The organism is Desulfosporosinus orientis DSM 765, assembly GCF_000235605.1.
Taxonomy (GTDB): Bacteria; Bacillota; Desulfitobacteriia; order Desulfitobacteriales; family Desulfitobacteriaceae; genus Desulfosporosinus; species Desulfosporosinus orientis.
Genome location: NC_016584.1, coordinates 5,745,451 through 5,766,175, shown reverse-complemented (window position 1 = coordinate 5,766,175; position 20,725 = coordinate 5,745,451). Strand labels below are relative to the sequence as shown.

The 20,725-nt window shown below is 44.3% G+C and carries 24 protein-coding genes; 23 read left to right on the top strand and 1 reads right to left on the bottom strand.

The window, feature by feature from the left end:
• Nucleotides 1–53: 53 nt before the first annotated feature.
• The 23 genes from DESOR_RS26625 to DESOR_RS26515 all read left to right on the top strand — a co-directional run bounded on the left by DESOR_RS26625 (nucleotide 54) and on the right by DESOR_RS26515 (nucleotide 19,385).
• Complete coding sequence (locus tag DESOR_RS26625; protein ID WP_014187707.1) at nucleotides 54–1,310, top strand: serine hydroxymethyltransferase; 1,257 nt, start codon at nucleotides 54–56, stop codon at nucleotides 1,308–1,310.
• A 13-nt stretch (nucleotides 1,311–1,323) separates the two neighbouring features.
• Nucleotides 1,324–1,953 (top strand): uracil phosphoribosyltransferase, encoded by a 630-nt coding sequence (gene upp, locus DESOR_RS26620; protein ID WP_014187706.1) that lies wholly within the window; start codon nucleotides 1,324–1,326, stop codon nucleotides 1,951–1,953.
• Nucleotides 1,953–2,435 carry a deoxycytidylate deaminase gene (locus DESOR_RS26615; protein ID WP_042331732.1) on the top strand — a complete coding sequence of 161 codons (483 nt, stop codon included), beginning with the start codon at nucleotides 1,953–1,955 and terminating at the stop codon, nucleotides 2,433–2,435. Before upp ends, DESOR_RS26615 begins: the two co-directional genes overlap by 1 nt.
• A gap of 99 nt (nucleotides 2,436–2,534) precedes the next feature.
• Nucleotides 2,535–3,647 carry a non-hydrolyzing UDP-N-acetylglucosamine 2-epimerase gene (wecB, locus tag DESOR_RS26610; protein WP_081468605.1) on the top strand — a complete coding sequence of 371 codons (1,113 nt, stop codon included), beginning with the start codon at nucleotides 2,535–2,537 and terminating at the stop codon, nucleotides 3,645–3,647.
• 175 nt (nucleotides 3,648–3,822) lie between these two features.
• Nucleotides 3,823–4,053 carry an AtpZ/AtpI family protein gene (locus DESOR_RS26605; RefSeq protein ID WP_014187703.1) on the top strand — a complete coding sequence of 77 codons (231 nt, stop codon included), beginning with the start codon at nucleotides 3,823–3,825 and terminating at the stop codon, nucleotides 4,051–4,053.
• Nucleotides 4,040–4,411, top strand: coding sequence for a hypothetical protein (locus DESOR_RS26600; RefSeq protein ID WP_014187702.1), 372 nt, complete (start codon nucleotides 4,040–4,042; stop codon nucleotides 4,409–4,411). The genes DESOR_RS26605 and DESOR_RS26600 overlap by 14 nt, the downstream gene beginning before the upstream one ends.
• Before the next feature lie 31 nt (nucleotides 4,412–4,442).
• On the top strand, nucleotides 4,443–5,159 hold the full coding sequence (gene atpB, locus DESOR_RS26595) for a F0F1 ATP synthase subunit A (RefSeq protein WP_242832559.1): 717 nt from the start codon (nucleotides 4,443–4,445) through the stop codon (nucleotides 5,157–5,159).
• Nucleotides 5,160–5,254: 95 nt separating this feature from the next.
• Complete coding sequence (atpE, locus tag DESOR_RS26590; RefSeq protein WP_014187700.1) at nucleotides 5,255–5,485, top strand: F0F1 ATP synthase subunit C; 231 nt, start codon at nucleotides 5,255–5,257, stop codon at nucleotides 5,483–5,485.
• Between the two features lie 111 nt (nucleotides 5,486–5,596).
• Entirely contained in the window at nucleotides 5,597–6,094 is a 498-nt protein-coding gene (gene atpF, locus DESOR_RS26585) for a F0F1 ATP synthase subunit B (RefSeq protein ID WP_014187699.1), read from the top strand.
• Complete coding sequence (atpH, locus tag DESOR_RS26580) at nucleotides 6,091–6,657, top strand: ATP synthase F1 subunit delta (protein ID WP_014187698.1); 567 nt, start codon at nucleotides 6,091–6,093, stop codon at nucleotides 6,655–6,657. Before atpF ends, atpH begins: the two co-directional genes overlap by 4 nt.
• Nucleotides 6,658–6,661: 4 nt before the next feature.
• Nucleotides 6,662–8,170: a F0F1 ATP synthase subunit alpha gene (gene atpA / locus DESOR_RS26575; protein WP_014187697.1), complete on the top strand. Its 1,509-nt coding sequence runs from the start codon at nucleotides 6,662–6,664 to the stop codon at nucleotides 8,168–8,170.
• Nucleotides 8,171–8,194: 24 nt separating this feature from the next.
• A complete protein-coding gene (gene atpG / locus DESOR_RS26570) occupies nucleotides 8,195–9,040 on the top strand; it encodes an ATP synthase F1 subunit gamma (protein ID WP_014187696.1) in 846 nt (281 codons plus the stop codon).
• Between the two features lie 38 nt (nucleotides 9,041–9,078).
• Complete coding sequence (atpD, locus tag DESOR_RS26565) at nucleotides 9,079–10,476, top strand: F0F1 ATP synthase subunit beta (RefSeq protein ID WP_014187695.1); 1,398 nt, start codon at nucleotides 9,079–9,081, stop codon at nucleotides 10,474–10,476.
• 3 nt (nucleotides 10,477–10,479) lie between these two features.
• A complete protein-coding gene (locus tag DESOR_RS26560; protein WP_014187694.1) occupies nucleotides 10,480–10,887 on the top strand; it encodes a F0F1 ATP synthase subunit epsilon in 408 nt (135 codons plus the stop codon).
• Between the two features lie 341 nt (nucleotides 10,888–11,228).
• Nucleotides 11,229–11,888, top strand: a complete 660-nt coding sequence (locus tag DESOR_RS26555; protein WP_014187693.1) for a hypothetical protein — start codon at nucleotides 11,229–11,231, stop codon at nucleotides 11,886–11,888.
• Between the two features lie 153 nt (nucleotides 11,889–12,041).
• Entirely contained in the window at nucleotides 12,042–13,304 is a 1,263-nt protein-coding gene (murA, locus tag DESOR_RS26550) for a UDP-N-acetylglucosamine 1-carboxyvinyltransferase (protein ID WP_014187692.1), read from the top strand.
• 129 nt (nucleotides 13,305–13,433) lie between these two features.
• Nucleotides 13,434–14,372, top strand: a complete 939-nt coding sequence (spoIID, locus tag DESOR_RS26545; protein WP_014187691.1) for a stage II sporulation protein D — start codon at nucleotides 13,434–13,436, stop codon at nucleotides 14,370–14,372.
• A 49-nt stretch (nucleotides 14,373–14,421) separates the two neighbouring features.
• Entirely contained in the window at nucleotides 14,422–15,066 is a 645-nt protein-coding gene (locus tag DESOR_RS26540; RefSeq protein WP_014187690.1) for a M23 family metallopeptidase, read from the top strand.
• Nucleotides 15,067–15,172: 106 nt separating this feature from the next.
• Nucleotides 15,173–15,421, top strand: coding sequence for a sporulation transcriptional regulator SpoIIID (gene spoIIID, locus DESOR_RS26535; RefSeq protein ID WP_014187689.1), 249 nt, complete (start codon nucleotides 15,173–15,175; stop codon nucleotides 15,419–15,421).
• 205 nt (nucleotides 15,422–15,626) lie between these two features.
• Nucleotides 15,627–16,622 carry a rod shape-determining protein MreB gene (gene mreB / locus DESOR_RS26530; RefSeq protein ID WP_014187688.1) on the top strand — a complete coding sequence of 332 codons (996 nt, stop codon included), beginning with the start codon at nucleotides 15,627–15,629 and terminating at the stop codon, nucleotides 16,620–16,622.
• A 122-nt stretch (nucleotides 16,623–16,744) separates the two neighbouring features.
• Nucleotides 16,745–17,461, top strand: a complete 717-nt coding sequence (locus DESOR_RS26525) for a WecB/TagA/CpsF family glycosyltransferase (protein WP_014187687.1) — start codon at nucleotides 16,745–16,747, stop codon at nucleotides 17,459–17,461.
• Between the two features lie 77 nt (nucleotides 17,462–17,538).
• Nucleotides 17,539–18,252 carry an RNA polymerase sigma-I factor gene (sigI, locus tag DESOR_RS26520; protein ID WP_014187686.1) on the top strand — a complete coding sequence of 238 codons (714 nt, stop codon included), beginning with the start codon at nucleotides 17,539–17,541 and terminating at the stop codon, nucleotides 18,250–18,252.
• Nucleotides 18,249–19,385, top strand: coding sequence for an anti-sigma factor domain-containing protein (locus DESOR_RS26515; RefSeq protein WP_014187685.1), 1,137 nt, complete (start codon nucleotides 18,249–18,251; stop codon nucleotides 19,383–19,385). The genes sigI and DESOR_RS26515 overlap by 4 nt, the downstream gene beginning before the upstream one ends.
• Before the next feature lie 107 nt (nucleotides 19,386–19,492).
• On the opposite strand, the gene DESOR_RS26510 is transcribed toward DESOR_RS26515, so the two are convergent.
• Entirely contained in the window at nucleotides 19,493–20,614 is a 1,122-nt protein-coding gene (locus tag DESOR_RS26510) for a glycosyltransferase (protein ID WP_014187684.1), read from the bottom strand.
• Nucleotides 20,615–20,725 lie beyond the last annotated feature (111 nt).

The following is a 20,725-nucleotide window of genomic DNA, read 5'->3' as shown; positions in this document are numbered from 1 at the left end:
CAATAGGGGTATCCCCCCACTTGCATATAAGAATTTGACAGGAGTGAACGAATGTGGATTATATCAACCAATGGGTGAAAAGCCAGGATGCTGAAGTTGCTAAGGCTATTGAGCAAGAAGAGAATCGCCAGATGAATACCATCGAGCTGATTGCTTCAGAAAACTTCGTAAGCCGGGCGGTTATGGCTGCTCAAGGATCTGTTTTAACCAATAAGTATGCTGAAGGATACCCAGGAAAACGCTATTACGGCGGCTGTGAATTTGTCGATGTTGTGGAAAACCTGGCTCGTGAGCGAGTGAAAAAAATCTTTGGGGCAGAACATGCCAATGTCCAACCACATTCGGGATCTCAGGCTAATATGGCAGTTTATTTTGCCTTTTTGAAACCCGGGGACACCATTCTCGGTATGAATCTTTCTCATGGAGGACACTTAACTCACGGCAGCCCGGTAAATATTTCCGGTGTCTATTTCAATGTGGTTCCTTATGGAGTGGATGAAAAGACTGAAAGAATTGATTATGATCAACTCAGGCAACTGGCCACAGAACATCATCCTAAAATGATTGTTGCCGGAGCAAGCGCTTATCCAAGGATTATTGACTTTGTCAAGATGCGTGAAATTGCCGATGAAGTTGGCGCTTATTTGATGGTGGACATGGCTCATTTTGCGGGACTTGTAGCTGCAGGGCTGCATCCATCCCCGGTGCCTTATGCTGATTTTGTAACCTCAACTACCCATAAAACCTTAAGAGGACCGAGGGGCGGCTTAATTCTGTGTAAGGAAAAATATGCTCAAGCTATCGACAAAGCTATTTTCCCGGGAATTCAGGGTGGTCCTTTGATGCACGTGATTGCAGCAAAAGCGGTCGCTTTTGGGGAAGCTCTGCAGCCTGAATTTAAAATCTATCAAACTAATATTGTAGAAAACGCCAAAGCTTTAGCACAAGCTCTGACAGAGAGAGGATTCCGCCTTGTCTCAGGGGGAACGGACAATCATGTGATGCTTGTGGATGTAAGAACAAAACAATTAACCGGCAAGGAAGCGGAAAGCCTGCTTCATGAGGTGGGTATTACCGTCAACAAAAATACCATTCCCTTCGATACTGCAAGTCCTTTTGTAACCAGTGGAATTCGTTTGGGAACCCCTGCAGCCACATCACGGGGGATGACTACGGAGGCTATGAAGCGGATAGCAGAAGCAATCGACCTAACCTTGACCTCGCACCACGAACCTGATAAACTGACACAAGCGCGGGAAATTGTTCGTTCCTTGTGCGCGGAGTTTCCCTTATATACAAATTTAGGTTAGGAGAGCCAATACGATGTCAAAGCTTCAAGTACTTGATCATCCTCTGATACAACATAAGCTGTCTTTGATTCGGGATGAGGAAACAGGCTCCAAGGAATTCAGGGCATTAGTCGAGGAAGTCTCGATGTTGATGGCCTATGAGGTTACTCGTGATTTTCCTCTTCAGGAAACCGAGGTGAAAACTCCTGTAGCAACAGCAAAGTGTAAGGTAATTGCCGGCCGCAAAGTTGGCTTAGTTCCTATTTTGCGGGCGGGGTTAGGTATGGTGGACGGAATGCTCCGTTTAATACCTGCTGCGAAAGTGGGACATGTCGGGCTTTATCGAGACCCTGAAACCCTTATGCCTGTTGAATACTATTGCAAACTGCCTCCTGATATCGCTGAGCGTGATCTTATTGTCATTGATCCTATGCTGGCAACAGGCGGTTCAGCTGCAGCAGCCATAACCTTCTTAAAAGACCGTGGCGCCCAAAATATTAAATTAATGTGTTTAATTGCAGCTCCGGAAGGAATCCAAGCAGTTCAAAATGCCCACGCCGATGTGGATATCTTTGTCGCAGCGGTGGATGAGTGTCTGAACGACCACGGTTATATTGTGCCGGGTTTGGGGGACGCCGGGGACAGGCTGTTTGGAACGAAATGATGACCCAAGATAAGCGCCCTAGCTGGGATGGTTATTTTATGCAGATGGCCCAAGTCGTTGCCGGACGCTCAACTTGCCTGCGCCGCCAAGTTGGGGCGGTGATCGTGAAAGATAAGCAAATTTTAAGTACTGGATATAACGGCAGTCCTTCAGGACTACAGCATTGTGATGAAATTGGTTGTTTACGGCAGAGCTTAGGCGTTCCCTCAGGGGAACGCCATGAGATCTGCCGTGCTGTGCATGCAGAGCAAAACGCCCTGGTTCAGGCCGCCAAACATGGAGTTGCCATCGCAGGGGCAGATCTCTATACTACTCATCAACCCTGTGTTTTGTGCACGAAACTATTGATTAATGCCGGCATAAAGCGAGTAATGTATGCGTATTCTTATCCGGATCCCCTTGCAGAAACGATGGCTAAAGAAGCGGGGTTAAGTTTCATTAAATTTGGAGAGGATAGTTCTTGTACTGATCAGAATCCGTAAATTTATTTTTTTAACCCTAAACAGAAAATTGATTGTACTATTGAGTACGATTGATTTATAATCGGAGGGAACAATAGAGTGATTACGCCGAAAAAAGTCATGGTAGTGTTTGGAACACGTCCTGAGGCTATTAAGATGGCTCCTGTAGTTCAGGCACTTCGACAGAAAGATTCCATTCTCTGTCAAGTTATTGTAACTGCTCAGCACCGTGAGATGCTCGATCAAGTGTTAAAGCTGTTCAAGATTGTTCCGGATTTTGATTTAAATCTGATGCGCCAGGGTCAGACCTTAACGGATATTACCATTGGGGCATTAAATGGATTGAATGAGATCTTTCAGCGTGAGCGACCTGACCTAGTCTTAGTGCATGGAGACACAACTACAACTTTTGTCGCGGCTCTGGCTGCCTTCTATTCAAAAATACCCGTGGGACATGTGGAGGCAGGACTTCGAACGGGAAACAAATATTCTCCATTCCCGGAAGAGATGAATCGTAAGCTAACAGGAACTCTGACAGATTTGCACTTTGCTCCGACAGAGACTGCCAAAAGGAATCTGGAAGGAGAAGGAGTGGCAGCAGAGAAAATCTTTGTTACCGGTAATACAGTAATTGATGCTTTATTGGCAACAGCAGATCCCAAGTACCAATTTGTTGATGATGAGATTCGGACAATACTTAGTCAGAAAGAATCGTCACGTATGATTTTGGTGACAACCCATCGCAGGGAAAATCTAGGCGAACCTATGCGCCAAATTTATCGGGCTTTAAGAAATATCCTGGATGCTTTCTCAGATACCTACGTAATCTTTCCTGTTCATAAAAACCCAAAAGTGCGGGAAGTGGTTACGGAAGTTCTGGGATCACATTCTCGGGTTAACCTCATTGAACCTCTGGATTATGAGCCTTTTGTAAATTTAATGGCTCGGGCCCATTTGATTTTGACGGACTCGGGAGGTATTCAGGAGGAAGCCCCTTCCTTAGGCAAACCGGTTTTAGTTGTTCGTGACACAACTGAACGTCCAGAGGCTGTAGCTGCAGGAACGGTTGCACTTGTGGGCACAAGCTATGAATCAGTGTTCGCTAAACTCAAGTGTCTCTTAGAGGATCCCCATGCTTATCAAAAAATGACAATGGCCAGTAATCCCTATGGAGACGGGATTTCAGCACAAAGAATTGCTGACATAATTGAAGAATACAATGGGTGGACATAAAATTCTTCAATGCTGTAAAAAAAAGCACAAAGTCTCGTCAAAATATGCTAATATATTAAATATAGTATTAACTGTTAAAATGTAGCATACTAACTGACAATGAATCTGGCTGTTCAAATGATTGATTTCGCTATAATCATACGTATAAAAATTACTTACATAAGGAACGAATAAGATGTCTAAAGAACAAAGATCATGGCAGAAAGCAATTGTTGTCGGTTCCAGTATATCCACTACGTTAGCAGTTTTGGTTGGGGGAGGATACTTCGTGGGAAGATTCCTCGATGCCCAATGGCAAACAAAACCGTTGTTCACCATTAGTTTAATGTTAATTGGACTAGTACTCGGAGGGAGCTACTTAGTAGTCACTTTAATGAAGTTGGGAGCATCCAATGATAAAAAGTAGCTTTGTTGTACTGTTTAGTGGGACTGCTTTAATATTGCTGGTCATATCTTTAACGGGTCGCCAGGATTATTTAGGAGGTCTGCTGGGATATTGGATTGGTTTTGGTTATACCTTATGGTTTTATCGTGAAGCCCTGAGAAGTTCTGAACTTGACATTAGGTCAGCAATTAAGCGAATGCGCAGAAATTTATTTGCTCGTCTTGGCATGGTTACTCTTATAATCACCTTAGTTGCTCGTTTCCATAATAGTTGGTTGTTCACTTTAGCGGTAGGAATTGTTACAGGGGTAATCATATCTTTTACCATTGTGGCAATAAATAAAACCAATGGAGAAAGGGGTGAAAAACGAAGTGCATGAAGAAGAATTAGTTCTGTGGCATCTGGGGAATATGACCTTTCACGCGAGAACCTTGATTAATACTTGGCTTGTTATGGCTGCTATTTTAATTTTCTGCTATTTAGGGGTGCGTCATTTAACCAGTGGCAAACCGGGTAAAATGCAAAATGTTTTGGAATGGATTGTTGATTTTGTAAAGAACCTTGTATCCGACAATATGGACTATTCACAGGGACGCCCGATTTTAAGCTATTTGCTGACTTTGATTATGTTTGTTTTCTTTTCCAACATGGTCAGCGTGATCCCGAATTTTACCTTTGGTCTCTTGGAAGATTTTCACATAGAATTCGCACATCTGAACAAAATTTTCGAAGGGTCATTCTCGGAGGCGCCAACCTCAGATATTAACGTCACCATGGCGCTTGCCTTGTTGACGATTATTCTGGTGGTTTCCTTAGGGATAAAGACAAAGGGGGCTCATTATTTTCATCACTTTATCGAGCCGTACCCGGTATTCGCCGTCATTCACGCAGTTGATTTGTTGTCGAAACCATTAACCCTTGCTTTCCGTCTTTTCGGAAATATCTTTGCCGGCGAAATTCTGCTTAAGGTTATTCTAATGTTGCCGGGAATATGGGTTTTACCGGGAGTTATTCCTTCGGTAATATGGCTGGCCTTTAGCATTTTTGTTGGAGCCATTCAGTCTTATGTATTTACGGTGCTGACCACAGCATACGTATCTCAAGCCGTTACGCCTTCAGAACATTAAGCACTTCGATTTTTGTGTTAGTTTTCAGTGTTGCACTCCGCTCACTGAGGGAATAATACTTATAAATTATTGGAAACAAGAAAGGAGGAAATCCCATGGACGTATCCGCTGCTGCTGCTCTTGGTGCAGGGATTGCTGCTGGATTAGCAGCCCTTGGAGCATCAATTGGTAATGGTAATGTAATTAGCAGAACGGTAGAGGGCATTGCTCGCCAACCAGAGGCTAAATCTACATTACAAGCTACTATGTTTATTGGTGTTGGTTTGATCGAGGCTTTGCCACTCCTTAGCTGGGTTGTTGCCCTGCTGCTTATGTTTACAAAGTAAGGTCGTGTACTGGGCTAAGGAATGCAGCCCATCTTAATTCAAGGGGGAACATTAGTTCCCCCTTGAAAAGAATCATCCCGACGTCATCAGACTCGAGAGGGGGGTAGACCATTGGGTGGGAATCCTATTGCTTTTGACTATACGTTAGTCGCAACGATTTTATCATTTCTGTTGCTCGTTTGGCTTCTCAGCAAATTTGCTTGGGGACCGCTGATGAAAATCATGGAAGAACGGCGGAATCACATTGAATCCATGATTTCTCAGGCGGAAAGCGAACGTCAACAGGCAGAGAAAATAAAACAAGAATACCAAGAGGAAATGCGGAAGGCTCGCCAGGAAGCCCAAGAAGTGATCGCAAAGGCTACTAAGATCAGCGAAACGCGCTCATCTGAAATTTTAGCCGTAGCTCATGAAGAAGCAGAGAAGATCAAAAAATCTGCCCTTGTAGATATTGAACGTGAACGAGATCGGGCTATTGCCGATGTCAAAGCACAAGTTGCAGATCTTTCAGTTTTAGTAGCTGAGAAGATTATTAGACAGAAACTTGACATGAAGGGTCAAGGAGAACTTATAGAGCAATTTATTCAAGAGGTAGGGGAAATGCAATGATAGAAGGATCACTTGCTCGTAGGTATTCCCAAGCCTTGTTTGAAATTGCCTCTGAGACAGCCCTTGATCCAATCGATGCCGATTTACGCGAACTTACCAAGATGGTGGAGGAAAATGAAGAGGTTAAAGACACCCTGTTACATCCTCATATCTCAGTAAATGATAAAAAATCTGTTATGGATAAGTTAATGGGAGATGATTTTGGGGATATAACAAGACGTTTCCTTTATCTTTTGATTGATCGGAGAAGAGCCTATCTTTTGCCATTCATTCAACGTGAGTTTACGAGGTTGGCTGACGAGGCACGTCAAGTAGTAGAAGCTAAAGTGGCCAGTGCTATTGATTTAAGCGCTTCCCAGCTTGATGAACTTAAAAAGGCTATTGCACGTATGACAGGGAAAGAGGTTCGCATTATCAGCGAAGTTCGAGCTGAACTCATTGGTGGGGTTCTAATACAGATCGGCGATCGCGTAATTGATGGAACCATTGCCCACGCTTTGGAAACTATGCGTGAGAACTTACGTAGAAACTCGGATAAACCTCAGGAAGTAGGGGTGAAATAACAGAATGAACTTGCGTCCAGAAGAAATAAGTTCCATTATAAAACAGCAAATTGAACGTTACGACACGGCTGTTGACATCGTTGATGTTGGGACAGTTATCCAGGTTGGAGACGGAATTGCCCGTGTTTATGGTCTGGAAAAAGCCATGGCCGGCGAACTTTTAGAGTTCCCTGGCAACATTTACGGTATGGCCATGAACCTTGAAGAAGATAATATCGGTTGCGTTATTCTTGGACCCTTTACAGGGATTAAAGAGGGCGATCAAGTCAAGAGAACAGGGCGAATCGTGGAAGTCCCAGTTGGCGAGGCTTTGATTGGCCGCGTTGTTAACGCTCTTGGACAGCCTATTGATGGCAAAGGGGAGATTGTGACGGATAAGTATCGTCCGATTGAATCCCCGGCATCAGGTGTTATTGCGCGGAAATCCGTGCATGAACCTATGCAAACCGGTCTTAAATCAATTGATGCCATGGTTCCGATTGGACGTGGTCAGCGTGAGTTAATTATCGGTGACCGCCAAACAGGTAAAACTGCAGTAGCTATCGATACAATCATTAACCAAAAAGGTCAAGATATGATTTGTATTTACGTAGCTGTAGGTCAAAAAGCATCCACAGTTGCCAGCGTAGTTCAGAAATTAGAAGAACATGATGCTATGAAATACACGATTGTCGTTGCTGCTACAGCTTCTGAATCTGCACCAATGGTCTTTATCGCTCCTTACTCAGGTGCTGCAATGGGTGAAGAGTTCATGTATAACGGCAAGCATGTTCTGATTATTTATGATGATCTTTCCAAACAAGCGGTTGCTTACCGTGAACTTTCACTGCTTCTCAAACGTCCACCCGGACGTGAAGCCTATCCTGGAGATGTTTTCTACCTCCACTCCCGTCTCTTGGAGCGCGCTGCCAAGCTTTCTGACGAACTTGGCGGAGGTTCAATGACTGCACTCCCGATTATTGAGACTCAGGCGGGTGACGTGTCAGCCTATATTCCCACTAACGTTATTTCCATTACGGATGGTCAGATCTTTTTGGAATCAGACCTCTTTTTCGCCGGCTTCAGGCCAGCAATCAACGTTGGTCTCTCCGTTTCCCGGGTAGGTAGTAGCGCGCAAGTTAAAGCTATGAAACAAGTTGCCGGTCAGCTTCGTTTGGACCTCGCCAGCTATCGTGAATTAGCAGCGTTTGCACAATTTGGCTCTGACTTGGATAAAGTTACCCAAATGCGTCTCAACCGTGGAAAACGGACGATGGAAATTCTCAAACAAAATCAATATGCAACAATGCCCGTTGAGGAAGAAGTTGTGGTTATTTACGCGGCGGTTAAAGGGTTTACTGATGATATCGATGTTGAGAAAATTGGAAAATTTGAACAAGAATACCTGCGCTTCATGCGCTCCGTAAAGGCTGACCTGTTGGCTAAAATCCGCACCGAGAAGGCGCTTTCCAATGAACTGATCGCCGATCTTGAGAAAGCCATTAATGAATTCAAACAGGGGTTTGTGGCCTAGATTAAAAAGGAGTAGGTGAATGAGGTGGCAGGAGTACGCGATATTCGTCGTCGGATCCGCAGCGTCCGCAATATGCAGCAGATCACTAAGGCGATGAAAATGGTTTCCGCGGCCAAACTCAGAAAAGCCCAACAAAAACTTAGCGCTGCCCGTCCATATGCCCGCCAAATGCAAGGGGTCTTGGAACGCCTATCACAGGCTCCCGTGGATACAGTTCATCCGCTTTTAGTAAAGCGGCCTGTGCAAAAGGTGGTTTATGTGTTAATTACGTCAGACGGTGGTCTCTGCGGAGGGTATAATGCGAACCTCATTCGCAAGACCAGTGGTTTGATTGCCGAAACACCACAAGAAGTTAAGTTGGTGACGGTCGGCCGCAAAGGTCGGGATTTCTTCCGACGCGGTAAAATTGAGTTTTTGGCTGAGTTTGTAGCGCTTGGTGATGCGCCAAGTTATAATCAAGCGAAAGAAATAGCCCAGGAAGTAATACGGCTCTATGAGCGGGGCGAAGCGGATGAGGTTTATCTCATGTATACTGAGTTTGTAAGCGCCATTAACCAGAGACCCGTACAAGTCAAATTACTTCCGATCGAAAAGCCGGAGGGCAAACAAGGTAAACAATATATTTTTGAACCGTCGCCTGATGAGATCCTTGCAAGTTTGTTACCGAAATATGTTGAGACACAGATCTTTCGGTCAATCCTTGAAGGAAAAGCAAGTGAGCAAGGGGCTAGGATGACGGCTATGAGCTCGGCAACAGATAATGCCGCGGATATGATTGACCGGTTGTCGCTGGCTATGAACAGAGCTCGACAAGCGGCGATTACTAAGGAAATATCTGAAATTGTCGGTGGAGCAGCTGCTTTAGAGTAAAAGCTGCCGGAAAAACCCAATAAGGAGGTTTAGCGCCTGTGAAGAACGGCAAGGTTTTGCAAGTTTTGGGACCGGTAGTTGACGTTGCGTTTGCGCCCGATGAACTGCCGGCGATATACACTGCCATTAAGGTTAAGATTCCCGAGAAGAACAATATTATCACCTTAGAAGTAGCTCAACATCTCGGGAATGACACAGTACGTTGTGTTGCCATGTCCTCGACCGATGGTCTGCAAAGGGGCATCGATGCTATAAACACCGGTGCACCAATTACAGTCCCCGTCGGATCGCCGACCCTAGGACGGATGGTTAGCGTCTTGGGAGAGCCTATTGATAGTGCTGGGGATATTAAGGCCGATACCAATTATCCTATTCACCGTCCGGCTCCGGCTTTCGAAGATCAAGAGCCTTCTACTCGTATATTGGAGACCGGTATTAAAGTTATTGACTTACTGGCTCCGTATTCCAAGGGTGGAAAGATCGGACTCTTCGGCGGTGCCGGTGTTGGTAAGACAGTTTTAATTATGGAACTTATTAACAATATTGCTAAACAACACGGTGGTATTTCCGTATTCGCCGGTGTTGGTGAGCGGACTCGTGAAGGAAATGACCTTTACCACGAAATGAAAGAGTCTGGCGTTATCGATAAGACCGCCATGGTGTTCGGTCAAATGAACGAACCACCCGGAGCTCGTCTGCGGGTAGGCTTAACAGGTCTGACTATGGCGGAATACTTCCGTGATGAACAAGGCCAAGACGTGTTACTCTTTATCGACAACATCTTTCGCTTCACGCAAGCCGGATCTGAGGTTTCGGCTTTGCTCGGTCGGATGCCTTCGGCCGTTGGTTATCAACCGACACTAGCAACAGAAATGGGTCAACTGCAAGAGCGGATTACCTCCACTCGTAACGGATCTATTACATCTGTACAAGCTATCTATGTGCCTGCTGATGACTTGACAGACCCCGCTCCGGCAACAGCATTTGCCCACTTAGATGCTACAACGGTTTTGTCCCGGGCCCTTACTGAAATCGGGATTTACCCTGCTGTGGATCCCTTGGACTCAACATCACGGATTCTTTCACCTTTAGTACTTGGTGAAGAGCATTATGCTGTTGCCCGTCAAGTTCAGCAAATTCTGCAAAAATACAAAGAGTTGCAGGATATCATTGCAATTCTTGGTATGGATGAGCTTTCTGAAGAAGAAAAACTTATCGTAGCGCGAGCTCGTAAAATCCAGCGTTTCTTGTCTCAACCATTCAGCGTTGCAGAAGTATTCACAGGGTCTCCTGGAAAGTATGTGCCCTTAAAAGAAACAATTCGTGGCTTTAAAGAAATTGCAGACGGGAAATACGATGACATTTCAGAGGCTGCCTTCCTAATGGTGGGTCCTATTGAAGAGGTAATTGAACGAGCCAAGAAAATGGGGGCGTAAGCCATGGCAGGATCATTCTCTCTACGCATTGTCTCTCCAGAAGGGGACGTATTAAATGAAAATGTTGAGTTTGTTATTTTCCCTGGCGCTATGGGTGAGTTAGGAGTATTGCCGAACCACGCGCCATTAATTGCAGGCTTGGATATAGGCGTTATACGTTATACCTTCAATGGTACGGTTAAGCAGGCTGCCATTGCCGGCGGATTTGTGGAAGTGGCTGACAATTTAGCTACCGTGCTCGCAGACACAGCTGAGCTTGGTGAAGAAATTGATTTGAAACGTGCAGTGGAAGCCAAAGAACGGGCATTGAAACGCTTAGCAGCTCGTACCAACGAAATTGATGTACGCCGCGCTGAGTATGCACTGCGAAGAGCGGTTGCTCGTATCAGTGCTGTAGGAGATAAAAAGTAACTCAGGTAAAATTGATGATTGATGAAGTCATGAAAAAGCCCTCTTTATGAGGGCTTTTTATCTACTCTAAAAAATGAAACCTCGAACATGCCCTAGCGGGCAAGAAACGCACTCCTAAAGCCTTAAACATGCATCAAATGACTCTTAGACCCAAAAGCTAGGGCAGCTTCGTCCACAGGAGTGAACCCATTAACGTAAGCCTATGCCAAAAATCCCAGGCGCTTGGGATTTCGGCATAGGCTTTTTCTAAATAATCTCGAGAATCCATGAATAAATATGTTAGCTTTCTCACTATTTGGTAAAACTAAGAAGGATACCAAATTTGGAGAAGAGGTTATAATATGCTTAGAGGCAGAAAATGTTCAACAGCATTTCATATTTGTCATCTGAAGCTGTTCATGTTTTGGATAATTTTTTTAGCAGTGATAAGCATAGGAGCCTTTAATTTAAGGCCAATGAACGATAATACCAACGATAAAAATTCTGAGATACCCTTATTATTGAGTTCCGGTTGTACGGGGATAGACTATGCCAATGTCAGCCTAACACTCTGGTTCGAAAGCCCTACTATCCCGGAGATGATTTGGACAAAGAAACCTACCCCGGATTGGAGATGGGTCTGTAAGGAACTAAAGACGGCAAGCCAGCAGACGGCAATCTCCCTTTCTGGTGACGATAGAGTGAATAAAAGTCAAGAAAAGGACTTGTTAAAATGGTATACTACAATGGCACCCATTATTGAAAAAGCAGGGGGGATCATCTATTTCGACGAACGTGTTCCGCAAGTCATCGATGTCGCCGGTTTTCTAAGTAAAGAGAACACTAAACCAGCCCAATGGATTTTGACAGATAATCTAATGTCTGTTGCAGCATATCAAGACAACCTGAAAACCAGTGTCTTGGCAGGTAAGGACAGGGTCAATATACAACTTGTCAGCCGGAGAGACAGTAATAATGGACAAACGGTTTTAGCCATACCTGTTTTACTGAATGAGTTCTAAACCAGTTAAGAAAAAGGTCGAAATTAAGCAGGAAAAGTAGTGAAGCAAAGAGAATAATAACAGGTCGGAAACATATTAAGTGAATTTGGCTGTATAAAAGACCTTAGGTCAATAAAGACAGACAACGGCCAGGATAGGGGGTGTCTTCAGAATTTGAGTAAGCTTACAGTCACAGGCGGAAAACCACTTGAAGGAACAATTACAGTAAGTGGAGCAAAAAATGCTGTTCTTCCTATTATAGCAGCAAGTTTGTTATGCAAAGAACCAATAAGATTAGATGACGCTCCAGATTTGTTAGACGTTAATGTTATGAATCGGGTTATTTCGGCGTTGGGAGCGACGGTTGAGCGGAAGGGCTCGACCCTGACGATTCAAGCCCGTGAGATAGATTGTATTGAAGCCCCTTATGATCTTGTATCTCAGATGCGGGCCTCTATTGTTACCATGGGGCCGCTGTTAGCACGAAAAGGTCATGTACGTATATCTCATCCGGGTGGATGTGCCATTGGTTCTCGTCCCATAAACTGGCATCTAAAGGGACTGGAGGCTTTAGGAGCGGAGGTCAAGATGGATCACGGCTTCTTGGATGTTAGAGCCAAAGGGTTAAAAGGAGCACGGATCTATTTGGATTATCCCAGTGTGGGAGCCACAGAAAATATCATGATGGCAGCATCAATGGCCCAGGGCACAACCCTCATCGAAAATGCTGCCCAAGAGCCGGAGATTGTTGACTTAGCAACCTTTATCAATGAAATGGGCGGTAAGGTCCGGGGAGCGGGTACCAGCATTATTTATATCGAAGGCGTTTCCGAATTCCATGGAACGACTCATACTGTCATCCCTGACCGCATTGAAGCAGGAAGTTATTTGTTATTGGCGGCAGCGACAGGCGGGGATGTTTTAGTGCAGAACGTCATTGCCGATCACTTGAAGCCCCTTATCGCCAAGATGGAGGAAGCAGGAGTTCGCATGGCTGAAGAAGAGGATGGAATTCGCGTCAGTGGGGATGGCGTGTACCATGCAGTTGATATTAAAACTCAGGTTCACCCCGGTTTCCCCACGGATCTTCAGGCTCCCTTTATGGCATTTTTGACACGGGCCAAAGGCACGGGGCTGATTACAGAGACAGTTTTTGAAAATCGATTTATGCACGTGGATGAGTTAAAGCGTATGGGTGCCGATATTAAGATTGAAGGCCGAAGTGCTATTGTCCAGGGAATACAACGTTTGAATGCCGCTCCCGTGACGGCCACAGATTTGCGGGCAGGTGCCGCCCTAATCTTAGCGGCCTTGACATCGGAAGGTGTGACCAGTATTAGGGGAGTCCATCATATTGACCGGGGTTACGAAATGGTTGAGGAAAAGCTTTCTCGAATAGGAGCTAATATTATTCGTGAGGAAGAGTCAGCGTCTTAGGATTATTGGCTTATTGATTAAAGAACAAGAGTAAATTCTGCTCTTGTTCTTTTTGTATTCTGTGGCAGCCATATTCTTTTATCGATTTGCATAGATTTAAAGCAAATGCTTGTACTGCAGGAGGGTTTAATGAAAAAAGAATGGATATGGCTTATCGTAATATCATTGTGTGTGGTTATTGTGATCCCCTTTAGTATTTTACGCTGGCATAAGGAGAATAAAACCGTAAGTGACATCTCAATTAAAGTATTAATGCCTAATGGAAATGTTGAAAAACTGTCTCTTGAGGAATATGTTGTAGGAGTCGTGGCAGCTGAAATGCCAGCAGAGTTTGAACTGGAAGCTTTAAAAGCTCAGGCAGTAGCCGCACGCACATATGCTGTTAAACGAATTAAACAGGAAAGTCAGGAGAACAAAGGTTATGATGTGGATACAACAGTACAAACACAAGTATGGTTGTCAGACGCTAAAATGAGAAAAAATTGGGGATGGCTGAATTATTGGCAATATCGAAATAAAATAAACAAGGCTGTGGCTCAGACTCAAGGTGTGGTCTTAGTGTACAACGGAGACTTTATTGATGCCTTTTTTCACAGCAGCTGCGGCAGAAGGCCAACGGAGCGTTCAGAGGATGTTTGGAGTTCATCTCGCCCTTATCTGCAAAATGTCAGTTCAGGAGAAGTCAATGTACAGCGATATGTTAATACTTATAGGTTCACTGCCCAAGAGCTGTTTATGAAGTTAGGGCTTAAGGAAAATCCTCGCAGTTTGAACTCAAAGGACTTTCAAGTGTTAGCAAAAACGGCGGCAGGAAGAGCAAAAAGTATACAAGTCCTAGGCAAGGTTTATACGGCTGTTCAAGTGCGAACAGCATTGGGGCTTGCCTCCACAGATATTGAGTATACACTTCGCCCGGAAGGTATAACAATAACAACCTATGGAAATGGGCATGCCGTTGGCATGTCACAGTGGGGGGCCAACGATTTAGCCAAAAGCAAGAGAAAGGTTGGAGAAATATTAGCCCATTATTATCCCGGTTCGAAACTTGCAAACTTAGGTGCTATGTGAAGTCTAAAAGAAAGAGCATTCGGCAAAAATAATATTAGAGGTGAGTCGAATGAGACGTTGGCGTATATCAAAAGAATGGTACGTAGTTTGGGGTTTTACATTGTTCATTGGCGGTTTGATTCTTTACGTAGGATATTTGAGTGCTAACTACAATATCGCTATAGAAAAACCACAGTCAAAGGCAACTGAAGCAGTTCAGGCTGTAACGACTGTTCCTTCACAACCTCAAGATACTGTTAAGGATAAACAGAAGATAGATTCAAAAGAACAAATCATAAGTAATGATTCGCAAGAAAATTTGGAACTGAAGGATTTTCCTAGTCCAGTTCATGGCGAGCCAATACGCAGCATAGGAAATTATTACTCAGAAGCCTATGATGATTATATCTTTCATGCTGGTTTGGATTATGCCTTGAAAGATGGTACGGTCATTCGGGCAAACCATGGCGGAAAGGTCATATTTGCCGGTGAGGATCCGATTCTTGGCTGTAAAGTAACCATCGATTGCGGAGATGGCTGGATAGTTACCTATGGTGGTTTGGATAACCTGCGTATCAAAAAAGGGGAAGTCATTGAAGAACAGACGGCTCTGGGACAAATAGGGTATTTTCCCGGCGGCGAAGGAGAAAGCAATCAGCCTCAACTTCATTATGAAGTATGGCATAACGGTGAGGTTCAGTATGTAGAGCCCTAAAAATAATACACAGTATTTACCAACGAAGGACATCCTTTTACGGATGTCTTTTTTTATGGAGCACGCATATAAATGTACTAAACTCATGGACGAAGGAGGGCTATGCGTGCAAGAATATATACGAAAACGGGTTCTCGATATCGGTACTTACATACTGGAATCGAGTGCAACCGTTCGGCAAACGGCAGATGTCTTCGGAGTATCAAAAAGCACGGTTCACAAAGATGTAACGGAACGCTTGCCATTGATTAATGAAAAACTGTCCATGGAAGTAAAGCATATCCTTGAGACAAACAAGGCTGAAAGGCATATCCGTGGAGGAGAAGCTACCCGGAAAAAGTACCAAGAGAATTAATAAGGGCTGTATTAAAGTGAAGAAGGGAGAAGTTTGCAAGAATTTGAAAAAAAACTGAGATTTCAAAAGGGATTAGGGATTTTATCACGAATGAATTAATACTAGAATATAAGTAGCGAATCTCCCGAGAGGGAGATTATGCTATTTGTTTATAGTATTATTTAAATGGACAAGCTATTGATTAACGAAAGGGGTATCTCTACTAATGTTTGGAATGGATTTCGGGATAGATTTGGGAATAGATTTAGGAACAGCAAGTGTATTGGTTTATGCTAAAGGAAAGGGGATTGTATTACACGAACCCTCTGTCATTGCTATTGACCAAAATTCAAATAAACGAATCGCTGTCGGAGAAGAAGCTAGGCTTATGATCGGCCGTACCCCCGGCAATATCGTAGCTGTGCGTCCAATGCGAGATGGAGTTATCGCTGACTATCAGACAACAGAGCTGATGCTGAAATATTTTTTGGAGAAAGCAGGTGCCAAACGATGGCCGTTTTTCCGAACTCGGGTTGTCGTTTGTATTCCATCAGGAGTCACTGAAGTTGAACAACGGGCGGTTAAGCAAGCAGCATATCAGGCTGGAGCAAAAGCTGTGAAAGTTGTTGAAGAGCCTTATGCAGCGGCATTAGGGGCAGGACTGGATATTTCCGGACCGACCGGAAGTATGGTGGTTGATATCGGCGGAGGAACAACGGATATTGCCGTTCTTTCCCTTAATGGTATAGTGGCAAAACGCAGTCTTCGCGTTGGCGGAGATAAATTTGATGAAGCCATAAGCCGTTATATCCGGCGAGAACATAATCTTATGATCGGAGAACGTACTGCTGAAGAAATTAAGATTGCCGTTGGATCTGCTGTCCCGGAAGGACGCCCATCAGCCTACATTGATGTGCGCGGACGGGATTTGATATCTGGTTTGCCTAAAACAATCAATGTCAATTCCCAGGAATGTTTTGTCGCCCTTGAGGAATCCATTGATGCTATTGTTGCCGGAGTCAAAGAAGTTTTAGAACGAACTCCTCCGGAATTGTCATCGGATATTCTTGACAAAGGGATTATTATGACTGGCGGCGGAGCCATGATGTACGGTTTTGATACACGCTTGTCAAGGGAGACAGGTTTGCCGGTTAGTTTAGCTGAAGATCCTATTTCTTGTGTTGCCTTAGGAACGGGAAAAGTTTTGACTGGGAAATTTTAGTCATAAGGTATATATCGAATAACATTCTTATGTGTCCGAGGTGAGAAGGCGATTCGACATTCGAATCGGACTCTTTCCTTGGACTTTATCATTAGTTGGGAATGTGAAAGGAATGGGATTGTATGAGGGTGGATGTATTAGGGATAACGATAGATACATACTCTATGTCAGAGACAGTAGAGCAGATTTTTCAATTTATAAATAATAAATCTGAGACCCGTGTTGTGACAGCGAATCCTGAGATGATCTATGCGTCTGGCCAAGATCAAAATCTTAAGAGACTTATAAACTCGGCAGATATTGTAACAGCTGATGGAATCGGCGTAGTCTGGGCTGCTCGTCAGTTAGGGACACCTTTACGAGAACGCGTAACGGGAATCGACCTCCTCCAGGCCCTCTTTCCAATAGCAGACAGATATAACCTGAAGATATTTTTTCTGGGAGGAAGACCGGGGGTTGCGCTTCGGGCAGGAACCTTAGTAAATGAACAATACCCTGGTATTGTTTGGGATGAACATCATGGCTATTTTGGCTCGGAAGAAGAGGAAGATGTGTTGGAAAAAATTAAATGCTTACAGCCGGATCTTTTGCTGGTTGGCTTAGGTTCTCCGCGACAGGATTATTGGATTGCAGAACACTCTTCATTAGCTACGGTAAGCATAGGGGTGGGCGGCAGTTTTGACGCTCTGGCAGGTACAGCCCTGAGAGCACCAAAACGTATTCGAGATATGAAAATGGAGTGGCTCTACCGTTTATGGAAGGAACCTTGGCGTTGGAGGCGCCAAAGGGTCTTGCCCTTATTTGTGCTTAAGGTTTTGCATCAGAAATATTTAGGGTAGCCCCCAAGCCGCTACGGCAAAATAGACCCCCATAAAGATACGACTTCTTGCGTATATGTCACTAGGAGGAAGAAAACATGCCGGAATGGAATGAACAGTGTTCTTGGCAGCGTTTGAAAGAGGACTCGGAAGCCCGAGAAAATTTTTTAGCAGAATCTCAAACGTTTATTCGTCACGTTGCTAGTCAAGCGTGTTTTCGTTCTCTGGAATGGGGTCGAGATGACGAATTATCAGAGGCTCTGATAGCATTTAATGAGGCTATTGATCTGTTTGTGGAAGATAAAGGGGTCCCTTTTTTGGCCTATGCGCGGGTTCTAATGAAACGCAGGCTTATTGATTATTACCGCAAACAACGCCTGAGGCAGGCAGTTTCACTGGATCAAGAGGATGTAGGTCCCTTAATTGATGTTCATCTTGGCTTTGAAGATTTCCGGGAACAAGAGCAAAATCGTGAGCGTATTGAAGAAATTCAACAATTTTCACAAGCCTTGGCCGCTTTTCAGCTGACCTTTCAAGACTTAGTAAAAGCATCTCCCAAGCACCGTGATTCACGACAAACCTTACTTCGAGCCGCCAGGGAATTAGCTTCTGACTCTGAGCTATGGAATCAAGTAGAACGTAAAGGCAAAGTTCCCATGCAGGCGTTGTGTTTAAAAACTCAGATTCATCCTAAAGTATTAGAACGGGGTCGAAAGTATATATTAGCAGTTGCCTTGTTGTTGGCAAACCAGAATGATTATGTATATTTACGAGAGTATGTTACCCCTCAGGAAAAGGAGGCGAAAGGATGAATAAAAGCAAAGCTGTAATTATAGAAAAAGATGGCTATCGCTGCACCGTGCTTTGTGATAATGGGGCCTTTCGCCATGTTTACAGGTTTCACCATGCTGAAGTTGGGGAAGAAATCTTGATACGGAATGGTATTGAGAGTTTTGGGGGAGGAAGAGCATGGATTGGAGCTGCAGTCATATTTTTTATGGTTTTTACCACTCTGATTGGTTGGAACTTATATCAGGCCCCAACGGCTGCAGCGTTAGTTTCGGTGGATATTAATCCAAGCATTCAATTTTCAGTGGATGATCAAGGCAATTTGTTAAGCATAGATACACAAAATAAGGATGCAGAGCAATTGTTAAGTAAGACGGATCTTAAGGGAAAGCCGATTGATAAGGTGCTGGAACAATTTGTTTCAGAAGCAGCTCAGCAACAGTTAATAGATCCTGAGCTGCCTTGGATCGTGGTTGGCTATTCATCCTTGGCTAATGACAGCTCAGAGCAAGTTGACGGGAATCTTAATGAGAGTCAAATTGTCTCCTGTTTAACGGAAAATGCTCAGAAAAATGGGCTTAAGCCACGGGTTGCTTTCTTTACCCTGACTTCACAAGAACGTGAGCTTGCTCAAAAAGGACATTTAACGTTAGGTGAGTATGCACTTTGGCAGACTGCCATAAAGGCAGGAGTGATTACCCCGGAAGAAGAATTAAATAATACCACAGAACGGATTCGTTTACTGGAAGACCCAAAAGTTCAGGCTCAGGTGGAAGAGGATAGGAAAGAGCATGAATCTTCAGCATCCCTGCCCCAGCCAGAACATGGGAAAGCTGTCCCAGAGAAAAGTAACTCTGAGAAAGACAATCTGAAAAAGGAACAGGACAAAAATAAAGATAAGGGTAAGGAGGAGGACCATAATGAGCCCTCCAATCCTTCATTTAAAGGTAACGACCGAGTCAAAGGCAGCGATTCAAAGGAGCAGCATTCTAAAATGCAGAACCCTATGGACAAGAAGCAAGGGAAGGATATAGAAATCAATAGAGAAAGCCAAGAGCAGCAGGGAAAAGCGGACCGCCTTAATAATGAGCAAGTGGACAAACTAAAATGGCAAAATCTAACCAAAGACAGCTTTAATAATCACAAGAAAACGTAAGGTTGTTGATATTTATTAACGCACACTAAGAAGGATGAGCTGCTCAGCTCATCCTTCTTAAGTATGAACGTCCTGTAGCAGCTAATCTTAGTGTTGTACAGTTTTAATTAATGTTTTCCAATTAAAAGATCAGCGTACACCTGCATGGTTTCTTTAAGCATAGTATCCATAGAGAACTGGGAACAGCGATTTAGGCCTGATTGCACCAGAGACTCTGACAGCTCAGGGTTTTCCAAAACGGTTAAACAGGCAGAGATCAGTTCCTTGACATCTTTAGCAGGAAAAAGCAGTCCGTCAGTTCCATCGCGAATGACTTCAGGAATTCCACCCACAGCACTGGCAACGATGGGAACCCCTGCATGCATTGCTTCAAGGAGGACTAGCCCCATTCCTTCACTGACGGAAGGCAAGACAAACAGGTCCATGGCTGGAAGTGCTTCATAGGCTAAGGGCAGGTAACCGGTAAGCGTATACGACAGATTACGGTTCTTAAGTTCCTGAGCCAACTCTTGACGAAGAGGACCGTCTCCAATGAGTAAGAGATGGAGATTTGGAAATCTTAGCTGCAATTGCTGGGCAGCCCTAATTAAATAAATTTGACCTTTAGTGGGATGAAGACGGCCAATAGTTCCAAGGACTAAGGCATTAGCCGGAATGCCCCATTTATCGCGAAATTGCTGGCGTTTGGCGGGCAAATTTCTTGCTGGCGAACTAAAGGAATAGCCATTATAAATGGTTTTAATTTTCTTTCCCCCTCTCGAGGCTACCTCTTTAGCTAAATAGTCAGATACTGTGATAATTCCGGATGTCAGGGGTAGGGTGAGGCGGTCCAGCCCCAGAGCGATTCGGGCAGACCAAGGAAACAAATAGTCATGGGCAAGGGAGCTATGGACAGTGGTCACACAGGGAATTTTTAACCAGCGAGCACAGAGACGGCCAAGAAGGTTGGCTCTGGAACCATGAGTGTGAATAAGGTCAATAGCATGCTTTCTTGACCAGCGAATCAATTCTGGTAAGGGAGACAGATCCAGAGGAAAATGCATTGGAAAACTTTGAGTGGGAATGTGATGGTCCATGGCAAGGGCGGAGAAGGGGCCTCTGGTAAGGCAGACTAGATGGGGATCATAGCAGGTGTGTTCCATGCCTTTGAGCAAAGATAATACGTGTTGCTCGGCACCACCGATTTCTCCTCCGCCAATAATATGTAGAATTTTGTATCTATTTTTCATAACCCTTTTATCTTCCCTTCAGAGCAAAACTTGGTTATACTGTTTGCATGTAGTAAAATACTATATGATCTTAGGCTAATCATAAGCCATGAAGGTAAAGATCTGCAAGCT

Excerpts from the sequence above, each read along its gene's own strand:
- atpA (WP_014187697.1), top strand. The coding sequence starts at position 6,662 with ATGAACTTGCGTCCAGAAGAAATAAGTTCCATTATAAAACAGCAAATT.
- DESOR_RS26540 (WP_014187690.1), top strand. The coding sequence starts at position 14,422 with ATGAGACGTTGGCGTATATCAAAAGAATGGTACGTAGTTTGGGGTTTT.
- DESOR_RS26615 (WP_042331732.1), top strand. The coding sequence starts at position 1,953 with ATGACCCAAGATAAGCGCCCTAGCTGGGATGGTTATTTTATGCAGATG.
- DESOR_RS26605 (WP_014187703.1), top strand. The coding sequence starts at position 3,823 with ATGTCTAAAGAACAAAGATCATGGCAGAAAGCAATTGTTGTCGGTTCC.
- spoIID (WP_014187691.1), top strand. The coding sequence starts at position 13,434 with ATGAAAAAAGAATGGATATGGCTTATCGTAATATCATTGTGTGTGGTT.
- atpB (WP_242832559.1), top strand. The coding sequence starts at position 4,443 with ATGACCTTTCACGCGAGAACCTTGATTAATACTTGGCTTGTTATGGCT.
- atpH (WP_014187698.1), top strand. The coding sequence starts at position 6,091 with ATGATAGAAGGATCACTTGCTCGTAGGTATTCCCAAGCCTTGTTTGAA.
- sigI (WP_014187686.1), top strand. The coding sequence starts at position 17,539 with ATGCCGGAATGGAATGAACAGTGTTCTTGGCAGCGTTTGAAAGAGGAC.
- upp (WP_014187706.1), top strand. The coding sequence starts at position 1,324 with ATGTCAAAGCTTCAAGTACTTGATCATCCTCTGATACAACATAAGCTG.
- DESOR_RS26555 (WP_014187693.1), top strand. The coding sequence starts at position 11,229 with ATGCTTAGAGGCAGAAAATGTTCAACAGCATTTCATATTTGTCATCTG.
- DESOR_RS26525 (WP_014187687.1), top strand. The coding sequence starts at position 16,745 with ATGAGGGTGGATGTATTAGGGATAACGATAGATACATACTCTATGTCA.
- wecB (WP_081468605.1), top strand. The coding sequence starts at position 2,535 with ATGGTAGTGTTTGGAACACGTCCTGAGGCTATTAAGATGGCTCCTGTA.
- mreB (WP_014187688.1), top strand. The coding sequence starts at position 15,627 with ATGTTTGGAATGGATTTCGGGATAGATTTGGGAATAGATTTAGGAACA.
- atpE (WP_014187700.1), top strand. The coding sequence starts at position 5,255 with ATGGACGTATCCGCTGCTGCTGCTCTTGGTGCAGGGATTGCTGCTGGA.
- DESOR_RS26515 (WP_014187685.1), top strand. The coding sequence starts at position 18,249 with ATGAATAAAAGCAAAGCTGTAATTATAGAAAAAGATGGCTATCGCTGC.
- DESOR_RS26600 (WP_014187702.1), top strand. The coding sequence starts at position 4,040 with ATGATAAAAAGTAGCTTTGTTGTACTGTTTAGTGGGACTGCTTTAATA.
- DESOR_RS26510 (WP_014187684.1), bottom strand. The coding sequence starts at position 20,614 with ATGAAAAATAGATACAAAATTCTACATATTATTGGCGGAGGAGAAATC.
- DESOR_RS26560 (WP_014187694.1), top strand. The coding sequence starts at position 10,480 with ATGGCAGGATCATTCTCTCTACGCATTGTCTCTCCAGAAGGGGACGTA.